Annotated in this window: 20 protein-coding genes and 4 tRNA genes; 4 read left to right on the plus strand and 20 right to left on the minus strand. The window is 56.5% G+C overall.

Annotated elements, in window-relative coordinates; all coding sequences use genetic code 11:
- Positions 1-58 precede the first annotated feature (58 nt).
- The 14 genes from rpoB to HBN54_RS05825 all read right to left on the minus strand — a co-directional run bounded on the left by rpoB (position 59) and on the right by HBN54_RS05825 (position 12,451).
- Positions 59-3,904 carry a DNA-directed RNA polymerase subunit beta gene (gene rpoB / locus HBN54_RS05760; RefSeq protein ID WP_382213401.1) on the minus strand — a complete coding sequence of 1,282 codons (3,846 nt, stop codon included), beginning with the start codon at positions 3,902-3,904 and terminating at the stop codon, positions 59-61.
- A 290-nt stretch (positions 3,905-4,194) separates the two neighbouring features.
- On the minus strand, positions 4,195-4,575 hold the full coding sequence (gene rplL / locus HBN54_RS05765) for a 50S ribosomal protein L7/L12 (protein WP_168672191.1): 381 nt from the start codon (positions 4,573-4,575) through the stop codon (positions 4,195-4,197).
- Positions 4,576-4,639: 64 nt separating this feature from the next.
- Positions 4,640-5,188: a 50S ribosomal protein L10 gene (rplJ, locus tag HBN54_RS05770; RefSeq protein WP_168672192.1), complete on the minus strand. Its 549-nt coding sequence runs from the start codon at positions 5,186-5,188 to the stop codon at positions 4,640-4,642.
- A gap of 15 nt (positions 5,189-5,203) precedes the next feature.
- Positions 5,204-5,902, minus strand: coding sequence for a 50S ribosomal protein L1 (rplA, locus tag HBN54_RS05775; protein WP_168672193.1), 699 nt, complete (start codon positions 5,900-5,902; stop codon positions 5,204-5,206).
- 19 nt (positions 5,903-5,921) lie between these two features.
- Positions 5,922-6,365: a 50S ribosomal protein L11 gene (rplK, locus tag HBN54_RS05780; protein WP_168672194.1), complete on the minus strand. Its 444-nt coding sequence runs from the start codon at positions 6,363-6,365 to the stop codon at positions 5,922-5,924.
- A 192-nt stretch (positions 6,366-6,557) separates the two neighbouring features.
- A complete protein-coding gene (gene nusG / locus HBN54_RS05785; protein WP_168672195.1) occupies positions 6,558-7,124 on the minus strand; it encodes a transcription termination/antitermination protein NusG in 567 nt (188 codons plus the stop codon).
- A 12-nt stretch (positions 7,125-7,136) separates the two neighbouring features.
- Complete coding sequence (gene secE, locus HBN54_RS05790) at positions 7,137-7,331, minus strand: preprotein translocase subunit SecE (protein WP_168672196.1); 195 nt, start codon at positions 7,329-7,331, stop codon at positions 7,137-7,139.
- Positions 7,332-7,395: 64 nt separating this feature from the next.
- Positions 7,396-7,466 (minus strand) — tRNA-Trp (locus tag HBN54_RS05795).
- 111 nt (positions 7,467-7,577) lie between these two features.
- Positions 7,578-8,027 carry a hypothetical protein gene (locus HBN54_RS05800; protein WP_168672197.1) on the minus strand — a complete coding sequence of 150 codons (450 nt, stop codon included), beginning with the start codon at positions 8,025-8,027 and terminating at the stop codon, positions 7,578-7,580.
- Positions 8,028-8,133: 106 nt separating this feature from the next.
- Positions 8,134-9,324, minus strand: a complete 1,191-nt coding sequence (gene tuf / locus HBN54_RS05805; RefSeq protein ID WP_168672198.1) for an elongation factor Tu — start codon at positions 9,322-9,324, stop codon at positions 8,134-8,136.
- A gap of 170 nt (positions 9,325-9,494) precedes the next feature.
- Positions 9,495-9,566 (minus strand) — tRNA-Thr (locus HBN54_RS05810).
- A gap of 15 nt (positions 9,567-9,581) precedes the next feature.
- Positions 9,582-9,654: transfer RNA gene (locus HBN54_RS05815), tRNA-Gly, on the minus strand.
- Between the two features lie 80 nt (positions 9,655-9,734).
- A tRNA-Tyr gene (locus HBN54_RS05820) sits at positions 9,735-9,817 on the minus strand.
- A gap of 171 nt (positions 9,818-9,988) precedes the next feature.
- A complete protein-coding gene (locus HBN54_RS05825) occupies positions 9,989-12,451 on the minus strand; it encodes a M1 family metallopeptidase (protein WP_317170173.1) in 2,463 nt (820 codons plus the stop codon).
- Positions 12,452-12,670: 219 nt separating this feature from the next.
- Between HBN54_RS05825 and HBN54_RS05830 the strand changes: the two genes are divergently transcribed.
- From HBN54_RS05830 to frr, 4 genes are all read left to right on the plus strand, one after another.
- The gene (locus tag HBN54_RS05830; protein WP_168672200.1) at positions 12,671-13,174 is read left to right on the plus strand and encodes a biotin/lipoyl-containing protein; all 504 of its coding nucleotides are present in this window, start codon (positions 12,671-12,673) and stop codon (positions 13,172-13,174) included.
- 29 nt (positions 13,175-13,203) lie between these two features.
- On the plus strand, positions 13,204-13,482 hold the full coding sequence (locus HBN54_RS05835) for a hypothetical protein (protein ID WP_168672201.1): 279 nt from the start codon (positions 13,204-13,206) through the stop codon (positions 13,480-13,482).
- 24 nt (positions 13,483-13,506) lie between these two features.
- Entirely contained in the window at positions 13,507-14,310 is an 804-nt protein-coding gene (gene pyrH, locus HBN54_RS05840) for a UMP kinase (RefSeq protein ID WP_168672202.1), read from the plus strand.
- 99 nt (positions 14,311-14,409) lie between these two features.
- Complete coding sequence (gene frr / locus HBN54_RS05845; RefSeq protein ID WP_168672203.1) at positions 14,410-14,973, plus strand: ribosome recycling factor; 564 nt, start codon at positions 14,410-14,412, stop codon at positions 14,971-14,973.
- Positions 14,974-15,057: 84 nt separating this feature from the next.
- Here the strand turns inward: frr and nadD are convergent, their stop codons facing one another.
- The 6 genes from nadD to HBN54_RS05875 form a co-directional block, all read right to left on the minus strand.
- On the minus strand, positions 15,058-15,654 hold the full coding sequence (gene nadD, locus HBN54_RS05850) for a nicotinate (nicotinamide) nucleotide adenylyltransferase (RefSeq protein WP_235955391.1): 597 nt from the start codon (positions 15,652-15,654) through the stop codon (positions 15,058-15,060).
- 89 nt (positions 15,655-15,743) lie between these two features.
- On the minus strand, positions 15,744-16,328 hold the full coding sequence (gmk, locus tag HBN54_RS05855) for a guanylate kinase (RefSeq protein WP_168672204.1): 585 nt from the start codon (positions 16,326-16,328) through the stop codon (positions 15,744-15,746).
- A gap of 18 nt (positions 16,329-16,346) precedes the next feature.
- The gene (locus tag HBN54_RS05860) at positions 16,347-16,637 is read right to left on the minus strand and encodes a hypothetical protein (RefSeq protein ID WP_168672205.1); all 291 of its coding nucleotides are present in this window, start codon (positions 16,635-16,637) and stop codon (positions 16,347-16,349) included.
- Between the two features lie 73 nt (positions 16,638-16,710).
- The gene (locus HBN54_RS05865) at positions 16,711-17,355 is read right to left on the minus strand and encodes a sigma-70 family RNA polymerase sigma factor (RefSeq protein ID WP_168672206.1); all 645 of its coding nucleotides are present in this window, start codon (positions 17,353-17,355) and stop codon (positions 16,711-16,713) included.
- Between the two features lie 288 nt (positions 17,356-17,643).
- Positions 17,644-18,696 (minus strand): glycosyltransferase family 9 protein, encoded by a 1,053-nt coding sequence (locus HBN54_RS05870; RefSeq protein WP_168672207.1) that lies wholly within the window; start codon positions 18,694-18,696, stop codon positions 17,644-17,646.
- The gene (locus tag HBN54_RS05875; protein ID WP_168672208.1) at positions 18,693-19,460 is read right to left on the minus strand and encodes a glycosyltransferase family 2 protein; all 768 of its coding nucleotides are present in this window, start codon (positions 19,458-19,460) and stop codon (positions 18,693-18,695) included. The genes HBN54_RS05870 and HBN54_RS05875 overlap by 4 nt, the downstream gene beginning before the upstream one ends.
- Between the last annotated feature and the right edge of the window lie 20 nt (positions 19,461-19,480).

The following is a 19,480-nucleotide window of genomic DNA, read 5'->3' on the forward strand; positions in this document are numbered from 1 at the left end:
AGACAAACCGCTAGTTGCGGCCGAAGCTTTTGCCTCAGCCGCAACTGGCAGCAATTCACTATTCCATCGTGATTTCCAGTGCCAGACCACGCAATTCGTGGAGCAGCACGTTGAACGACTCGGGGATGTTCGGCTTGGGCAGAATGTCACCTTTTACAATGGCTTCGTACGCCTTGGCACGGCCCACCACGTCGTCCGACTTAATGGTCAGGATTTCCTGCAGCACGTTGGAAGCACCGAAGGCCTCCAGTGCCCACACTTCCATTTCGCCGAAGCGCTGGCCACCGAACTGCGCCTTACCACCCAGCGGCTGCTGCGTGATGAGCGAGTACGGCCCGATGGAACGAGCGTGCATCTTGTCGTCAACCAAGTGACCGAGTTTGAGCATGTAAATCACGCCTACGGTTACTGGCTGGTCGAAACGGTCGCCGCTTAGGCCATCGTACAAGTAAGCACGACCCCAATCCGGCAGGCCGGCTTCGGTCAGCTCGTGAGCTACTTCGTCCTCGGTAGCGCCGTCGAAAATGGGGGTAGCATAAGTGCGACCCATTTTCAGACCAGCCCAGCCTAGTACGGTCTCGTAAATCTGACCGATGTTCATGCGGCTTGGTACACCCAGCGGGTTAAGCACGATGTCCATCGGGGTGCCGTCGGGCAGAAAGGGCATGTCCTCATCGCGCACGATGCGGGCCACTACACCTTTGTTACCGTGGCGACCAGCCATCTTGTCACCCACCTTCAGCTTGCGCTTCTTGGCGATGTACACTTTGGCCAGCTGCACGATGCCGGCGGGCAGCTCATCCCCTACTTCCAGGGTGAAGCGCTGACGCTTGAAGCGGGCAGTGATGGTGTTGCGGCGCTTAGCGTAGTTACGCACCAACTCCAGCACCAAGCCATTCACGCGGGCATCAGCCGTCCAACCTTCCAGAATCAGGTCCTTAAACAGGTTCACTTCTTCCGGAACGGCGTAGTTGCTTTCGTCCTTGTAGGGGTTCTTCTCGGGGAACATCCCCTCGTTGATGTTCTTGCGGTTGAACTTTACGCCCTTGGAAATCATCTCCTCGCCGAAGCGGTGCTTGATGCCCTGGCTCGTCTTGCCTTCCAGTAATTGCACCAGCTTGTCAATCATGATGGCTTTCACGCCACGCAACTCCTGCGCGTAAGTGCCCTTCAGGTCTTCCACTTCCTTTTTCGACTTGGCCCGGAGGTTTTTGTCTTTCTTCGGACGCGAGAAGAGCTTGGTGCCAATCACCACACCCTGCAGGGAGGGCGGCGCTTTGAGGGAAGCATCCTTCACATCGCCGGCCTTGTCGCCAAAGATGGCGCGGAGCAGCTTCTCTTCCGGGGTGGGGTCCGTCTCGCCTTTTGGCGTGATTTTACCAATCAGAATGTCGCCTTCCTTCACCTCCGCACCGAGGCGGATGATGCCGTTATCGTCGAGGTTGCGCACGGCTTCTTCGCTCACGTTCGGAATCTCCGAGGTCAGCTCTTCTTCGCCGCGCTTGGTCTCGCGCACTTCCAGCTCAAACTCCTCAATGTGAATCGAGGTAAAAATGTCGTCGCGAACCACGCGCTCCGAGATGACAATGGCATCCTCGAAGTTGTAACCCTGCCACGGCATAAACGCCACCTGCATGTTGCGGCCCAGAGCGAGCTCGCCCCGGTTGGTGCCGTAGCCTTCGCAGAGCGCCTGGCCCTTGGTCACCCGCTCGCCGCGCTTCACGAGCGGCGTCAGGTTGAGGCAGGTATCCTGGTTGGTGCGACGGAACTTGATGAGGTCGTAGGTAATGCGCTCAGCATCGAAGCTCACCATGATGTCGTCGTCCGTGAGGTCGTACTTCACCACGATTTTGTTGGCATCAACGTAGTCAATCACGCCCTCGCCTTCTGACATAATCAGCGTACGCGAGTCGCTGGCGATACGTGCTTCCAGACCCGTGCCCACAATCGGAGCTTCGGGGCGGAGCAACGGCACGGCCTGGCGCTGCATGTTCGAGCCCATCAGTGCCCGGTTGGCGTCGTCGTGCTCCAGGAACGGAATCAGCGACGCCGCTACCGATACAATCTGGTTCGGGGCCACGTCCATGTAGGAGTACTCCGATGGGTTCACCACCGGGAAGTCACCCTCGAAACGGCCTTTCACCAACTCCTGGGTCAGGTTGCCGCCCTCATCCAGCAGGGAATTGGCCTGCGCGATGTGGTGGGTATCCTCTTCCTCAGCAGTCAGGAATTTCACGTTGGGGCTCATGTCCACCTTGCCGCCTTTCACGTCGCGGTAAGGGGTTTCGATGAAGCCCATCGCATTCACACGAGCGTGCACGCACAGCGACGAAATCAGACCAATGTTAGGTCCTTCCGGCGTTTCGATGGTGCAAAGACGGCCATAGTGGGTGTAGTGCACGTCACGTACTTCGAAACCAGCGCGCTCCCGCGACAGACCTCCCGGCCCGAGCGCCGATACGCGACGCTTGTGCGTCACCTCGGCCAGCGGGTTGGTTTGGTCCATGAACTGCGACAGCTGGTTCGTACCGAAGAACGAGTTGATAACGCTGGACAGCGTCCGGGCGTTAATCAGGTCCACCGGCTTGAAGTCCTCGTTGTCACGCACGTTCATGCGCTCCTTGATGGTACGCGCCATACGGGCCAGGCCCACGCCAAACTGGGCGTAGAGCTGCTCGCCCACGGTGCGCACCCGACGGTTGCTCAAGTGGTCAATGTCATCGACAATGGCCTTCGAGTTGCTCAAACCAATCAAGTACTTCACAATCAGCACAATGTCCTGATTCGTCAGCACGCGCGACTCCTGGTCCATGCCAATCTGAAGCTTCTTGTTAATCCGGTAGCGGCCCACCTCGCCGAGGTCGTAGCGCTTGTCCGAGAAAAACAGCTTCTGGATGATGTCACGAGCAGTTTCTTCGTCCGGAGCCTCCGTGTTCCGGAGCTGGCGGTAAATCTGCTCAACAGCTTCCTTCTCCGAGTTGGAGTTATCCTTCTGCAGCGTGTTGTAGATGATTGCGAAATCCGCAATGTTCACGTTCTCGCGGTGCAGAATCACCGACTTGGCGCCGGCCTCCAGAATCACGTCGATATCGGCTTCCTCAATGGTCGCATCGCGCTCCAGCAACACCTCGTTGCGGTCAATCGATACTACTTCGCCGGTGTCCTCGTCCACGAAGTCTTCCGTCCAAGTGCGGAGCACCCGGGCAGCCAGCTTGCGACCAACGGCTTTCTTGAGGTTTTTCTTGTCGGACTTCACTTCCTCCGACAGCCCGAACAGGTCGAGAATGTCTTTGTCAGTGCCGTAGCCGATGGCGCGCAGCAGCGTCGTAACCGGGAATTTCTTCTTCCGGTCGATGTACGCGTACATCACGTTGTTCACATCCGTAGCGAATTCAATCCACGAACCTTTGAACGGGATAATCCGGGCCGAATACAGCTTGGTGCCGTTCGTGTGCTTGCTCTGGGCGAAGAATACGCCCGGCGAGCGGTGCAGCTGCGATACGATAACGCGCTCGGCACCGTTGATAACGAACGAGCCCTTCACTGTCATGTAAGGAATGTTCCCAAGGAACACCTCCTGCTCAATCGTTTCGAAGTCCTCGTTGTCCTTATCATTGCACACCAAGCGCAGTTTGGCCTTCAGCGGAACTGAATAAGTCAAACCACGGTCGATGCATTCGTCGACCGAATATTTCGGGGGGTCAACGTGATAGTCGATAAAGGTCAGTACGAAGTTTTCGCGCGAATCCGAAATTGGGAAGTTCTCGGCGAACACTTTGAACAATCCTTCGTTAGAACGACGCTCAGCAGCGGTTTCCAACTGAAAGAATTCTTGGAACGAGCGAACCTGCACGTCCAGGAAGTCCGGGTACTCGATAACCTTCTTAATCTTGGCGAAATTGATTCGCGCGTCGGCGGCCTTTTTGAGCGCGGCCGTCTTTGCTTTCGGTGTAGCCAATGCGATGGGGATTATAAGATGGACACAGAAGCGTAAAAAAGGAAGGCCAGGGTGGGGCCCGTCAGCAGTGCGTTGCACTCCTTAACTACCTATGCAACAAGATAGTTAGCTGACATAGCAAAAGCGCGAACTGGTTGGCTCGCGCGGTTGACACGCTACAAACAGGAAAAGACCTGGCTAAGTTGCCAGGTCTATCCTTATTCGAAGCGGGTCCGGAGATGCTTCAGGAGCAGAAATTACTTAACCTCTACTTCAGCACCGGCTTCCTCGAGCTGCTTCTTCAGCGACTCAGCCTCATCCTTGGTTACGCCTTCTTTCACGGGCTTAGGAGCACCGTCAACCAGCTCTTTGGCTTCCTTCAGGCCGAGGCCGGTCAGGTCCTTCACCAGCTTAACTACGGCCAGCTTAGCGCCGCCGGCAGCCTTCAGGATAACGTCGAACGACGTCTTCTCCTCGGGAGCCTCGTCAGCAGCAGCGCCACCGCCACCAGCCATCATTACAGGAGCAGCAGCAGCGGGCTCAATGCCGTACTCGTCCTTCAGGATGGTTGCCAATTCGTTTACTTCTTTCACCGTCAGGTTTACGAGCTGCTCAGCGAATGCTTTCAAATCTGCCATTTCTGTAGATTGTTAAAAAAATGTGTTGTTGAAAATTTTGATTGGAGGGCGAAAAAGCAGCTGACTAAGCGGCCTCTTTTTCGCTGAGGGTTTTGAGGATGCCGACCAGCTTGTTGCCACCGCTCTGAAGAGCCGAGATAACATTTTTGGCGGGCGACTGGAGCAGACCGATGAGTTCACCGAGCAGTTCCTGCTTGCCTTTGAGGGTCGTGAGACCTTCGAGCTGGTCGGAACCGATGTAGATGCTGGCATCTACATAAGCGCCTTTCAGCACGGGCTTGGGCGTGGTACCACGGGGGTAAGCCTGAGCCTTATAGAAGTCGCGCAGCAATTTAGCAGGAGCTGAACCGCTCTCCGTGGAGAACAATACGCCCGACTGGCCTTTCAGCGCGGCATCCATCTCCGACGTATCATGGCCGAGGGTATCAAGCGCTTTCCGGATGAAGGTGTTTTTGTACACCTTGTATTCCAGACCGCGGTTGAACGCCAGACGACGGAAGTCGTTGATTTTCGCTACCGACATTACCGAAGCATCGACAATGTAGAACGAGTTGTGCGATTGCATTTTTCCGCTCAACTCATCCACGAGGGTTTGTTTTTCTTCCCGAGTCATGTTTGGTTGGGTTAATTAGCTAGCGGAGTTTACTTGGCTGTCCACCGGAACGGCGGGCGACATCGTGCTCGAGAGCGTGATGCTCTTGATGTAGGTACCTTTCGAAGACGAAGGCTTCAGGCGACCCAACGTCTGGATTACCTCCAGGGCGTTTTCGGCCAGCATGCTCGGGTCGAACGATACTTTACCAACGGAGCAGTGAATGATACCGGTTTTGTCAACTTTGAAGTCGATTTTACCAGCCTTCACTTCCTGCACCGCCTTAGCGACGTCGGTCGTAACGGTGCCCGACTTCGGGTTCGGCATCAGACCACGGGGACCGAGCACACGGCCCAGGCGACCTACCTTAGCCATTACGGCGGGCATGGTGATGATTACGTCGATGTCGGTCCAGCCTTTCTCGATTTTAGCGATATAGTCGTCCAGACCCACGAAGTCGGCACCGGCGGCCAGAGCTTCAGCCTCCTTATCGGGAGTAACCAAGGCCAACACGCGAACGGTTTTGCCGGTGCCGTGGGGCAGGGTGGCCACGCCACGAACCATCTGGTCCGCTTTGCGAGGGTCCACGCCGAGGCGAACGTCAATATCTACTGAAGCATCGAACTTGGTGTAGGTAATATCCTTCACCACGATTGCGGCTTCCACGAGGCTGCGCATTTGCGTCAGGTCGTGTTTGGCAAGGGCTTCCTTGCGCTTTTTGCTTACTTGTGCCATGTGTAGTTTCTCCGTTTAATTATTCAGCAAAAGGAGAAGTGCCACTGATGGTGATACCCATGCTGCGGGCCGTACCAGCCACCGACTTCATAGCCGACTCCACCTTAAAGGCGTTCAAGTCAACCATTTTCGTTTCGGCAATGGTACGTACTTGGTCCCACGTCACGGAGCCAACCTTGTTCCGGTTCGGCTCTTTCGAACCGCTCTGAATCTTAGCTGCTTCCATGAGCAACACCGGAGCCGGTGCCGTCTTCACCACGAAGTCGAATGACTTATCGGTGTACATGGTAATAAGTACAGGACACACTTGACCGGCTTTATCCTGGGTGCGAGCATTGAACTGCTTGCAAAACTCCATGATGTTCAAGCCTTTGCTACCAAGTGCAGGTCCTACCGGCGGCGATGGGTTCGCTGAGCCTCCCTTTATCTGCAGACGCAGATAACCTCTGATTTCTTTGGCCATTTGATTGTGTTGGCTGTGGCTCCTGCGTCGTAACTCGCGCTTGCCTCAGTTTAGTAAACTCCTGTTTTGGAAGCCCCGCCGACCCGGAGCAATTAGCCGGCGTGGTATAATCTGGATGTTAGTTGATTATTGTCAGTTGTTAGTGTTCAGTGCATTCGTTCTGACAACTGACAACTAGCAACGGACAACTAACTATACTTCTTTTTCTACTTGGGTGTAGCTGAGTTCCACCGGCTGCGAGCGGCCGAAGATTTTCACAACGACGTTCAGCTTCTTACGCTCTTCAAATACCTCATCCACATTACCGGAGAAACCATTGAAGGGGCCATCTACCACTTTCACGAGTTCGCCCACTACGTAAGGCTTGTCGAGGGCGGCATCAACCTGCTGTTCGGCTTCATCCACGATACCGAGAATTCGGTTTACTTCGGTGATGTGGAGCGGAACGGGCTTGTTGTTCGAAGCGTCCTTTTTATCCTTGTCGCCGAGGAAACCAATCACGCCAGGCGTGCTGGTGATGATGTGGTCAACTTCGCCGTGGCTGAGGTCGGCGTGGATGATGATGTAGCCGGGGTAGAGGTTCCGCTCGCGGACGCGCTTCTTACCGTTGCGCATCTCGAACACCTTCTCTACCGGAATCAGTACCTGCGGCACAAGCTCGGTCAGGCTATGCCGGCCGAGCTCCGTTTCGAGGTAGTTTTTGGCTTTCTTTTCCTGGCCGCTCACGGAGCGGACCACGTACCATTTCAATTCGCCCATCTTGATTGCTGATTAGCGAAACGAGTTGTAAAACGCTTTAAGTACCGACTCAAAGCTGATATCCATGACGCCTACCACAATGGCAAAAACCAGCGAACCAATCAGCACGAGGCCGGCGCTTTTCTGCAGTTCCGTCGTCGTGGGCCACGTTACATTGTAACGCATCTCCTCGATGGTGGTGCGGAAATAATTGCTCAGTTTGTCCATTGGTTGAGGAAATAACAGCGTTGCCGCTGATGACGACATGGAGCGGGCCAACTGACCCAGATTGCACGAGTGGAGAGATTCGAACTCCCGTCAAAGGTTTTGGAGACCCGTATGCTACCGCTGCACCACACTCGTTTATTGACATTCCCATAAAGCGCATTTCGCTAAAGGGAGTGCAAAGGTACTAAAAACCCGCTACAAAGCAAATAATTTCACTAAGAAGCATCGGATATTTGAGGTTTATTATTACCGGGTATAAACGCGGTATTGATGCGACGAAGTATTGAGGTAAGGCTGCACTTCCGTCAGCTTAACGTGTGTACTGCTCAATTCTGACACATCGTATGCAATACTGACGCCTCCTAAGCCAACGACTATTTGAGACTGATTATTAGCCCATTGCCAAGTACCTGTACCCGTTTGAGAAGCTGAAGAGCAAGAGATAGAACCATCATCAAAAATGTACCGCCCTCCCTGCTCAAACTGGTAATTATTATCTAACCGGCAGGCAGGCAGGTCGCTATGGTTCAGCAATAGCAAATCAAAGCCAGTAACAGACGGTAATGGAGAGGTCATTGAGTCCATCTTCCAGCTACCTCCACTCAGCATTTCGTCTCGTGTTGGCTCCATTTTCTCCTTTTTACAGGAAGTGATAAAGAGCGCTCCAATCAATAGTGAGTAGATTATTGACTTCATAACTTGGGTAATGAACTTTGGAAGGAATGACTAAAGGTAGAGAAAGACATACAAAAACGCCCCCGATTGCTCGGGGGCGTTTTCACATTTAGCGGTTAGGCTAAAACTAGTCGAGAACTTCGGTTACCTGACCGGCACCTACCGTACGGCCACCCTCACGGATAGCGAAACGGAGGCCTTTCTCCATCGCCACCTTGTTGATGAGCTCAACGGTGATGGTGATGTTGTCACCAGGCATTACCATTTCAACGCCCTCGGGGAGGGTGATGATGCCGGTAACGTCGGTGGTACGCAGGTAGAACTGCGGACGGTAGTTGTTGAAGAACGGCGTGTGACGGCCACCTTCCTCTTTCGAGAGAACGTAGACTTCAGCCTTGAACTTCTGGTGAGGAGTTACCGAGCCGGGCTTGCAGATAACCATGCCGCGACGGATGGCTTCTTTTTCAATACCACGGAGCAGCAGACCTACGTTGTCACCAGCTTCGCCACGGTCAAGGATTTTGCGGAACATTTCCACACCCGTAACCGTCGACTTCAGGCCGGCAGCAGCGCCCATACCCAGGATGTCAACTTGCTCACCCGAGTTGATGATGCCGCGCTCGATACGACCGGTAGCAACAGTGCCACGGCCGGTAATCGAGAACACGTCCTCAACAGGCATCAGGAAGGGCAGGTCGGTGAGACGAGCAGGAATCGGAATGAACGAGTCAACCGCGTCCATCAACTCTTCGATTTTGGGAACCCAGTTGGCATCGCCGTTCAGGCCGCCGAGGGCCGAACCCTGGATAACCGGAATGTTGTCGCCGTCGAAGTCGTAGAACGAGAGCAGTTCACGGATTTCCATTTCCACCAGCTCGAGGAGCTCGGGGTCATCCACCATGTCTACTTTGTTCATGAACACCACCAGCTGGGGAACACCTACCTGACGGGCGAGCAGGATGTGCTCACGGGTCTGGGGCATCGGGCCATCGGTAGCAGCTACCACGAGGATAGCACCGTCCATCTGGGCAGCACCAGTTACCATGTTCTTCACATAGTCGGCGTGACCGGGGCAGTCAACGTGAGCATAGTGACGGTTAACCGTCGAGTACTCTACGTGCGAAGTGTTGATGGTGATACCACGCTCTTTCTCTTCGGGGGCGTTGTCAATCGAACCGAAATCGCGCTTTTCGGCCAAGCCTTTGCCGGCCAGCACCTGCGTGATAGCAGCAGTCAGGGTGGTCTTGCCGTGGTCGACGTGACCGATGGTACCGATGTTTACGTGCGGCTTGGACCGGTCGAAATTTTCTTTAGCCATTGTAAAGAGTAAAAAAGAGGTGGTGAAGTGAATTTGAAGGTAAAATCGGAACCTACACGAAGAAAGCGAGACTCAGCCCCTACTGAAATAGAAAACTGTGCGTCGCTTGCCTGAGAGAACCGAGCCGGCAACCGGAATAATTCCGATTGCTGGACTTGTGTAATAATCTGAGCCATTTATGGGATTTGAACCCATGACCTCTTCCTTACCAAGGAAGTGCTCTACCACTGAGCTAAAACGGCTTATTCTGAAAAATGAGCGGGAGACGAGGTTCGAACCCGCGACCTGCAGCTTGGAAGGCTGCCGCTCTACCAGCTGAGCTACTCCCGCAGAAGGGAGTTAAGAATTAAAAGTGTAAAGTTAGGAGTTAAAATCTCTTAACTTTTAACTCCTAACTTTTAACTCAAAAATGGTGGGGGTAACAGGACTCGAACCTATGAACCCGAAGGAGGTGAGTTACAGTCACCCGCAATTGCCACTATGCGATACCCCCATTTTTGGTGCTGCCCGGCCGATTGCCGGGTGGCGTAACCCCTTGCGTTTCGCTGCTACCGTAGTAGTAGTGTTTCGTAAGGAGTCGCAAAATTAGAGGTTTTTTGACACAAGGCAAGGGGTAGCGTAAAAAAAGGTTGTTCTTTTTTTACGCTATTTACGGAAGTTGCTTCTACATAAGGTTATAAAATGCCTTCAGTCGGTCGTCAGTTTCCTTCTCGCGGATGTTTTGGAGGGTGGCTTTGAGGCTGGGCATGGATGGAAGCAGGAGCGCGAGGCTCTTGTAGGCACCTAAACGGATTTCGTAGCGCGGGGAATTCCGGGCATAGTCTTCGAGGATTTTGAGGCCTTTGTCGCGCTCCACGGGCGGAATGTGAGCCATGAAAGTGCCGAAAGACTGGAAGTAGGCGTAGAGGTCGGCTTCGGCAACATCGGGCAGGCGGCGCAGAAACCAGGGGTATTGGTCGAGGCCGCCGTTGAGGGCATAATAGCTGGCGATGGCGACGAGGAGCGGGCTGCTCGTGGTATTTTCGATGGCGGCGACCTGCTGTTGCGTGGTAGGCTCGGGACTTTTGGCGAGGACCACGAGCGCGGCGGCGGCTACCAAGGCAGAGCTGTCGCCGACGGCTTTCTCATAGATAGCGCCATAATTGCCATCGGGGAAGGTGGCCAGGGTGGTGATGGCCTGGGCCCGGACGCGGGAAACGGGGTCGGCGGCGAGGCGTTGGATGTCTTTGCGCATCCCGGCGGGCTCGGGGCCGCGGTAGCGACGGAGGTGGTCGAGGGCGAGGCGGCGCACGTTCCAGAATTTATCGTTGAGGGCGTTGCGGAGCAGGCTACTCACGGCCATCTGGTCGGTTTTGTTCTGGAGCAGTTCTAACACCTCCGACTTCTGCTGGTAGCTCTGGGCGTGGTAGAACTGAAAAACCAGCTCATCGGTGGTGCGCTCTTCGTCGAACTGGGCCAGGAGTTGGCTTTCGCTATCGAACTTAACGAAAACCGGCTTCTGGCCGGCGGGTAGCTGGAAGGTCTGGTCGGCTTTGGTGACGGTGATGTGGTGCTCGGTGGGCTGGTTGCTGCCGGTCCAGACGGCAACGGTGACGGGCAGGCGGTAGACGGGCTGAAACAGGGTATCCTGCGTTTGCTGCACGCGCAGGGCTACCTGGCCGTTGGCGTAGCTGTGGGTGATGCGCAGCTCGGGGTGGCCACGCTTGAGGAACCACTGGTTGAAAAACCACATCAGGTCCTCGCCGGTGGTTTCTTCGAAAGCGGTGCGCAGCTTGGAAATTTCGACGGCTGAGAGCTTGTTCTGGGTCAGGTAGCGGTTGAGGGAAGCAAAGAATGCCTCGTCGCCCACATATTTGCGCAGCATGTGGAGCACGCGGCCGCCTTTGTCGTAGGAATGCCGGTCGAGCATGTCTTCGCGGTTGGCGTAGCGGTAGCGGATGAGGGGCTCGCGCTTGGACTGGGCTTCTTCGAGGTAATTGTTGATTTTGATTTCCTGCACGAGGCCGGCTTCGTCGGCCCCGTACTTATGCTCGGCCCAGAGGTATTCGGAATAATCGGCGAAGGACTCGTTGAGGGGGAGGTTGGCCCAGCTTTCGCAGGTCACATAATCGCCGAACCACTGGTGGAACAGCTCGTGGGCTATCACAAACTCGCTGGTCTGGAAATTGGCATCGAGCAATTCGCGGCGGGAGGCCTGCACGAAGCTGCCGAAGGTGGAAGCCGTGGTATTCTCCATAGCCCCGCTCACGTAGTCGCGCACGGCCACCTGGGCGTATTTTTCCCATGGGTACTCCACACCCAGCTTTTTGGAGAAGAAATCCAGCATCTCGGGCGTGTGGCCGAAGACGGCGCGGGCGGTGCCGGCATATTTGGGCTCCACGTAATAGTCGACAGGCTTGCCGTGCCAGGAGTCGCTTACGACGGCAAAGTCGCCCACCACCATCGTGGCGAGGTAGGGCGCGTGGGGCGTGCTCAGCTTCCAGGTATCGGTGCGGGTGCCGTCGGGGTTGGCGTGGGAGGCCGTGAGCAGGCCGTTGGAAAGCGTTTTGAACTGCTTTTCCACGGTCATGCTGATTTCCTGGGTCATCCGCTGGTTGGGCTTATCGATGGTGGGAAACCAGCAGGAGCTGGACTCCGTTTCGCCCTGGGTCCAGATTTGGCGGGGCTTATTCTTCTCCAGGCCCAGCGGGTTGATGAAGTACAGGCCCTTGTCGTTGGTAATGGCGGCGGAACCGCCCTGCGGCAGCTCGTTGGGCTTAGCTACGTACACGATGCGCACCTGATAGGGCGTGTTGCGCGGGTACGGGTGGTCGAGCGCGATAACGAGCTTGCGACGGTTGTAGTTATAGGTGAGGCTTTTATTCTTCTTTTCGCCAACCAGCTCTACTTTCTGCACATCGAAACCCTTGGCATCGAGCACCACTTCTCCCTGCGGATAGAAATGCGAGCGCAACGTGAGAATGGCCGTGCCCAGCAGGTATTGCTTTTTGTAATCGAAACGAACATCAAGCTTCGTGTCCACGACATCGGTGAGGATGGTGGCGGCGGGCTGGATGGGTGCTTCCGAAGGCAGCCAGGACGGTACTACAAGGCCGGCCGATGTGGAGGCGGTCGGCGGTTCGGGCACGATTTTTTTGTGAATGGGGGCTTTAATGGGCAACTTGCCCGAGCCAGACGTACCCCTTTGGGCAACCGCCATAAATTGTGCGAACAACAACAGGCTGGTAAGGCCCGGAACCAGATACTTCATGCCAACAGCAACAGGCGAAAAACGCCTCAATTTCTGAATTAATTTGAGATTTGGGCTACCTTTAACACCGCTTTCCCCCCACCCCATCCGCTTTCGATGTTCCAAATCAGCACCGCCCCCGACCAAGTTTGGGAAGTAGACTATCGCGCCACCGACGCTATCACGCTCAATGGCCAGCCGTTGGCTTGGGATGTAGCGGATTTGGGCGAAGGACGATTTCATGTGCTTTACGAAGGTCGCTCTTACAATGCAGAAGTTGTCGAAATTGACTACGCCACCAAAAACATTGTGCTGAAACTGAACGGCCAGCGCGTGGTGATGCAAGCCAAAGACCGGTTCGACCTGCTGCTTGAGCGCCTAGGCATGAGCAATGCCGCCGTAGCCAAAGTAAACGAACTAAAAGCCCCCATGCCCGGCCTCATCGTAGACATTCGGGTGACGCCCGGCCAGACCGTGCAGAAAGGCGACCCGCTGATGGTACTGGAGGCCATGAAAATGGAAAATATTCTGAAAGCGCCCGCCGACGGCACGGTGAGCACCCTGAAAGTGAACCTGCGCGACAACGTGCAGAAAGGCCAGGTGCTGGTGCAGTTTTCGTAGTTCTAAGTCTTTCATTTTATTTCATCCTCATGAATATCGACGAAAGATTCAAGCAGCTGGAAGACGTAATGGTCGAAATGCTGCACAAGCAAGACCGTACGGTTGAAGAACTCGCTCGTGTGCGAGAAGGACAGAGCGAGCTGAATACTAAAATAGTGCGCGTAGAAAACCGCATTGAACGCGTGGAAGGAAAGTTGGAAGACGTAAGTCGCAACGTGTTGGAGCTACGCCGGGACACGGAAAAATTTCAGCAGGAAACAACAGCTGGCTTGACTCAAATTATCGATTTAATTCGCGGCCTTAAATAGAAGGCTTGCCTGAAAACCACGAAATTGAAATACAATCGCATCCTCCTCAAGCTCAGCGGCGAAGCGCTGATGGGCCAGCAGCAGTACGGCATCGACGCCGAACGGCTGATGCAGTACGCCTCCGAAATTAAAAGCGTGGCCGCGACGGGCGTGCAGGTGGCCGTCGTGATTGGCGGTGGCAACATTTACCGGGGCGTGCAGGCCGAAGCCTTCGGCCTCGACCGCGTGCAGGGCGATTACATGGGCATGCTGGCTACGGTCATCAACTCGATGGCCCTGCAAAGCGCCCTGGAGAAGCTGGAAGTGAGCACGCGCCTACTTTCCGGCCTCACCATTCAGCGGGTGTGTGAGCCGTATATCCGGCGGCGTGCCGTACGGCACCTGGAAAAGGGCAGGGTGGTGATTTTCGGGGCTGGTATCGGCTCGCCTTATTTCACTACGGACTCGGCGGCTTCGCTGCGAGCCATTGAGATTGAGGCCGACGTGGTACTGAAAGGCACACGGGTGGACGGCATTTATACGGCCGACCCGGAAAAGGACCCCACGGCCACGCGCTACCCCGAAATCACATTTGACGAGGTGCTGAGCAAGAATCTGAACGTGATGGACATGACGGCCTTCACGCTTTGCAAGGAAAATAACCTGCCCATCATCGTGTTCGACATGAACACCCCGGGCAACCTGGAGCGCTTGCTGAATGGCGAGTCTATGGGTACGCTGGTGAGCGCCGGCGGTACCGGCCCCGGCCGCGATGGCCGCAAGCCCCCCATCGACCCCACGCAAAGCCTGTTGCAGCCGCTGGTGGGCAACCAGCCGGAGCAAGCATAAGAAATTTTGAATGTTGAGTTTTGAGGGTTGAATGATTATTTCGGCCTCAACTCAACGTCATTCAACATTCAACCCTCAAAATTCAACCCTTCTAACGAAATGGACGAAGAAATTCAGTTTTACCTTGATGAGCTTGCCGAATCGATGAGCAAAGCTTTGGCACACGTAAACGTTGAAATGAGCCGCATTCGGGCGGGCAGGGCCTCACCGGCGATGCTCGATGGCCTGCGCGTGGATTACTACGGCACCCCCACGCCCGTGAGCCAGATTGCGAACATCACCGCACCCGATGCGCGCTCGCTCCTCATCAAGCCCTGGGAGAAAAACATGGTGAGCGAGGTGGCTAAAGCAATCAAAAACAGTGACCTGGGCCTGAACCCCGTGTCGGATGCAGATGGGGTACGCCTCAACATTCCGGCCATGACCGAGGAGCGCCGCCGCGATTTGGTGAAGCAGGCCAAAAACGAATCGGAAGCCGGCAAGGTGCGGGTGCGGGGCATCCGCAAGGATGTGAACGAGAGCCTGCGCAAGCTGCTAAAAGAAGGCGCTTCGGAAGATGCCGTGAAGAGCGCCGAAGAGAAGGTGCAGAAAACGACGGACAACTACATTGCGGAGGTTGAAAAGACGCTCAGCAGGAAGGAATCCGAGATTATGACCATCTGATTTGGCCTTTTAATAACGACGAAGCCTGGCGAATTATCGTCAGGCTTTTTTGTAGGCCGTAATTCTCGCAGAGGTGCGCAGTGGTTACGCGGAGGTGCGCGGAGGCTGCAGCGCTGCTTCGACGGCGGCGGGTACCAGGTAGCGGATGCTGTGGCCCTGGCGCAGGCTTTCGCGGATGTAGGTGGCCGAGATGTCGAGCAGCGGCGCGGTCATGACCTGCACGCGGGGAAAGGGCGCTAAATCGGGAATGGGCGAGCCGGGACGGGGATACACGTAGATGTCGACCTCGGCCAACAGGCGGGCCGCCTCTTGCCAGCGCGGCAGGCTGGGGAGATTGTCGCTGCCCATGAGGAGCACGAAATCGTGCGTGGGGTGGCGCTGGCGCAGGGCGTCGAGCGTGGCGATGGTGTAGCTGGGGCGGGGCAGGCTGAATTCGATGTCCTCGGCGCGCAGGCGGGGGTTATCGGCGATGGCGCGCTGCACGAGGCTTAGGCGCTGGGTATCGGGCAGCAGGTCGGCGGCGGCTTTGAAGGGGTTGTGGGGCGTGACGACGAGCCAGACTTCGGCCAAATCGGTGCGCGTGGCAAAATGCTCGGCCAAAATGAGGTGGCCGGTGTGCACGGGATTGAACGAGCCAAATAGCAGGCCGATACGATTGGTCATGCTGAGCATGTCGCGCATTAAGCAAGGTCGGAGGACCTTATCACCGTTGAATAGCCAACCAAACGGACGAACGTGATAAGGTCCTTCGCTCCGCTCAGGATGACAGTCTAGACGATGGCGGGCTCGCCGCTGATGAACTGGCGCACCAGCTTTTCGGCGTGGTCGGAGGCTTCATCGAGGTTGTCGTTGACCACAGTCACGTCGAACCGGTTTTCGAAGCCAAGCTCGAAATTGGCCTTGTACACCCGCGATGAAATGCTGGATTGCGAGTCGGTAGCGCGGGCCTGCAGGCGTTGCTCCAAGACTTCGATAGATGGCGGGCGAACGAAAATAGCCAGCGCCCGGTCCTTATAGAACTCCTTGATGCTGAGGCCACCCTTCACATCGACATCGAGAATGGCATGCTTGCCGTTTTCCCAGATGCGTTCGATTTCGGACTTCAGGGTGCCGTAGAAAGCACCCTCGTACACTTCCTCCCACTCCACGAACTCATCATTGCTGATTTTGTCCTGAAAATCCTGAACGGAGATAAAATGGTAGTCCTTGCCTTGCACTTCGGCCCGGCCGCGACGGTCGCGGGTGCAGGCAGAAATGGAAAAGCTAAGTTCCGGCAACCGGTCCATGAGGCGGTGCACGATGGTGGTTTTGCCAGCGCCCGAGGGGGCCGAAAACACAATGATTTTGCCTTGCATCGCGCAAAGCTACCGGTATTAGGCCATTTGCGCACCTACGCGAGCCAAAATGGCATCGTGCAAGGTGGCCGGAATAGGCTGCCGGGTTACGCGCTGGTTCAGAAAACCGATAAATACGCGCTGCTTCTCGATGTCGTCGAAGCAAGGCGAGCAGTCCGTGGCGTTGTCGAAGAGGTAATCTTCGTCCTCGGCGGTCAGGGGCTGGCCTTCGATGAGTTGTTCTAGTACAGTGTTCACTCGTTCGCAGTCGGGGCCATTAGCCAAAATGGGGGCCGACGTATTGGTTTCTTTAGTAGCGGATTGGTTCATAATTGAAAATGCAGGAAAGGGGTGAGGAGCAATGCAGTACAGGGCCGGGAATAATGCGCCCTTGTTGAAGACGTTAATTATTCTCGGCCTCGGTTAGTTCCGTTTCATCGTCTATTGCATCATTGCCATATCCCATTGACTGGGCGTATTTCTCCAGCTTATCCTTGAGAAAATTACGGGCGCGGTGCAGCCGTGAACGCACCGTACCTATCGGAATATCAAGCACTTTGGCCATTTCCTCGTAGGTAAACCCTTCGAGGTCGCAGAGGATGATGACGGTGCGAAAATCAACCGGCAAAGAATTTAGCGCGCTGGCAACTTCGTCGCCGATGAGGTCGCGGGTCGATTGCTGACGCATATCGGACGAGGAAGCGCCGATTTCGCCTTCGGCCTCTACATCGTCGGGGTTGTAATAGCCCTCAATCTCGCTGTAATCGACCTTGGCGGGCTGCTTGCTTTTCTTGCGGAAGTCGTTGATAAACGAGTTCTTAAGAATGCGGAATAGCCAGGCCTTGGCGTTGGTACCGGGCTCGAAATACTCGAAGAAACGGTACGCCTTGAGGTAGGTTTCCTGCACCAAGTCGTTGGCATCATCCTCGTCGAGGGTGAGGCGATAGGCAAAGTTGTAGAGCGGGTCGAGCACGGGCATGAGCTCGGCCTGAAAACGCCGGTCTTTTTCCTCTTTGCTCAGTTTAACCCGTTCGGGGGAATCGCTCATACAGGTGGGCGGGGGAAATTGCAGGCCGAAACCTACGAAGGAATAGGGGATTATGACAATAGAAGCAGGTGAGGCAGCAACTCGGCAGCGGGGGCTGACCGGGTTACTTCACGCCAATAACCGCTCGTTGCACGACGCTACCCGCAGCCCGGAAAGGCCAAAAGTAGCGCAACGCAACGTGCGGCGCATTGCCCGATGTACGGATTGCAGCGTCTGCTAGGTTGCGATACGGCAAATAAGCAGCAAACTAACTAGACGAATCGGCCATTGTTCGTCGCCATATAGCATTTATTGTTCGACCGGCAGCGGCGCCCACGCGGCCACCCGCGCCGCCACCGCCGCCGCCGCAATGGCCCGGATGCAGGTGCAGGCGGCGGGCTGCTGGCGGCAGTCGTCGCAATTCGGCTTATCAAAAACCATGAATTCGGCGTGCGGGCCCAGTGGGGCCCAGCGGCCGGGGTGCATGGGCCGGATGGGCGGGTACAGGCCCAGCGCGTGGCGGCCCAGCGCGGCAGCCAGATGCAACGGGCCGGTACTGCCGGCCACAAGGCCATCAGCGGCGGCGATGAAGGCGATGAACTGCGGCAGGTTGAGCTGGCCGGTGAGGTCGGCAGTGAGGAAGGCGGCATTTTCCTGGAGCCAGGGGGCCAGCTCCTCCCCTTCCGCGCCCGTGCCGGTGATGAAGACGCGGTGGCCGGCGCGGTGCAGCAGACGGGCGAGTTGGGCGAAGTTGTCGAGGCCCCACTCGCGGGCGCTGCCCCGGCTGCGCGGGTGCAGGATGACGTTGAGCTGGCTGGGCTGGCGCTGCTGGAGCAGTTCCTGGAGCGGCGGGGCCAGCGGCTCGGTGGCGTGCAGGCGCACCAGCTGGGCCACTTCCTTTGTGGTGGGCGTGGAAGTATCGCCGAGGGGCGCCAGCAGCTTCACATTTAGCTGGGCTTCGTGCAGGGGCGAGTGGCGGCGGCTGAGGGCGATGAGCTGGTTGCAGGTAAGCCAGTGCTGCCAGCGGTTGCGGGTACCGATGCGCAGCGGGATTTTGGCCTTCTGGGCAAGGCGAGCCAGAATTTTATTGGGGAAGACGTGGATGATGGCGGCGGCCTCATAGGCGCGCAGGGTTTCGAGCTGAGCCGTTGCGGGCTCCTTCAGCAGCTCGTCCAGGTTCAGGAAATCATCGACCCAGGGGCAGGCGGCGGCCACGGGCGCGGTGTAGGTGCGGCCGATGAGCACCACCCGGCAGCCGGGAAACAGCTGCTTGAGCCGCCCGCACACCGGCAGGGTGAGCACTACGTCGCCGATGGCGTCGGTGCGGGAGACGAGGAAGGTGAAGGTTTTTTCCGGGCTCATGCTTCGGCTTGTTCGGTGCGGGTTTTCAGCTTGGCGAATTTCAGGAACACGCCCCAGGCCGAAATGCCGGCGATGCACAGGCCGGCGAAACCATCGAGAAAGCCCAGCCGGAAGATGTAGCCGTGGACGAATTTCCAGAGCGGTTTGAGAAGCAGGTGAAACAGATTGACGTGGGTACGGCCGCGCAGGGCCAGTTCCTGGGCCGTGATGCTGGTGAATTTATTAAGCTGGCTGACGTGCTGCGCAATGCTATGGTAGCTGTAGTGCAGGGCATCGCCGACGAGCAACCCGGTGGTTTGGCCGGGGTTTACCTCGAATTTTTCGTGCAGGAGCAGGCCGGTCCAGCGGCCCAGGCGGCGGTCGTAGAGGCGCAGCTTACGGTCGGGATACCAGCCGCCATGGCGCACCCAGTGGCCACAGTAGTTGGTGAGGCGGGCCAGCGAGTAGGCGGCGTGCTGCCAGTCGGCCCTGGCAGCGCAGATAGATTGGCGCAGCTCGTCGGTGAGGACTTCGTCGGCATCGAGCTGGAGGATGTGGTCGAATTTCGCTTGGCTGGTGGCATAGTTTTTCTGCTCGACGTAGCCGGCGAAGGCGTGCTGGATAACGCGGACTCCGTGCTGGCGGCAGATTTCCACGGTGGCATCGGTGGAGAAGGAATCGACCACGAGCACGTCGTCGGCCACGTCGCCCAGGGCCTGGAGGCAGCGGGCAATATTGGCCGCTTCGTTGAAGGTGATAATGACGACGGAGAGAGGAATGGGCATGGGCGGGCAAATATCCGGCG

Source organism: Hymenobacter artigasi, from assembly GCF_012275535.1.
GTDB lineage: Bacteria > Bacteroidota > Bacteroidia > Cytophagales > Hymenobacteraceae > Hymenobacter > Hymenobacter artigasi.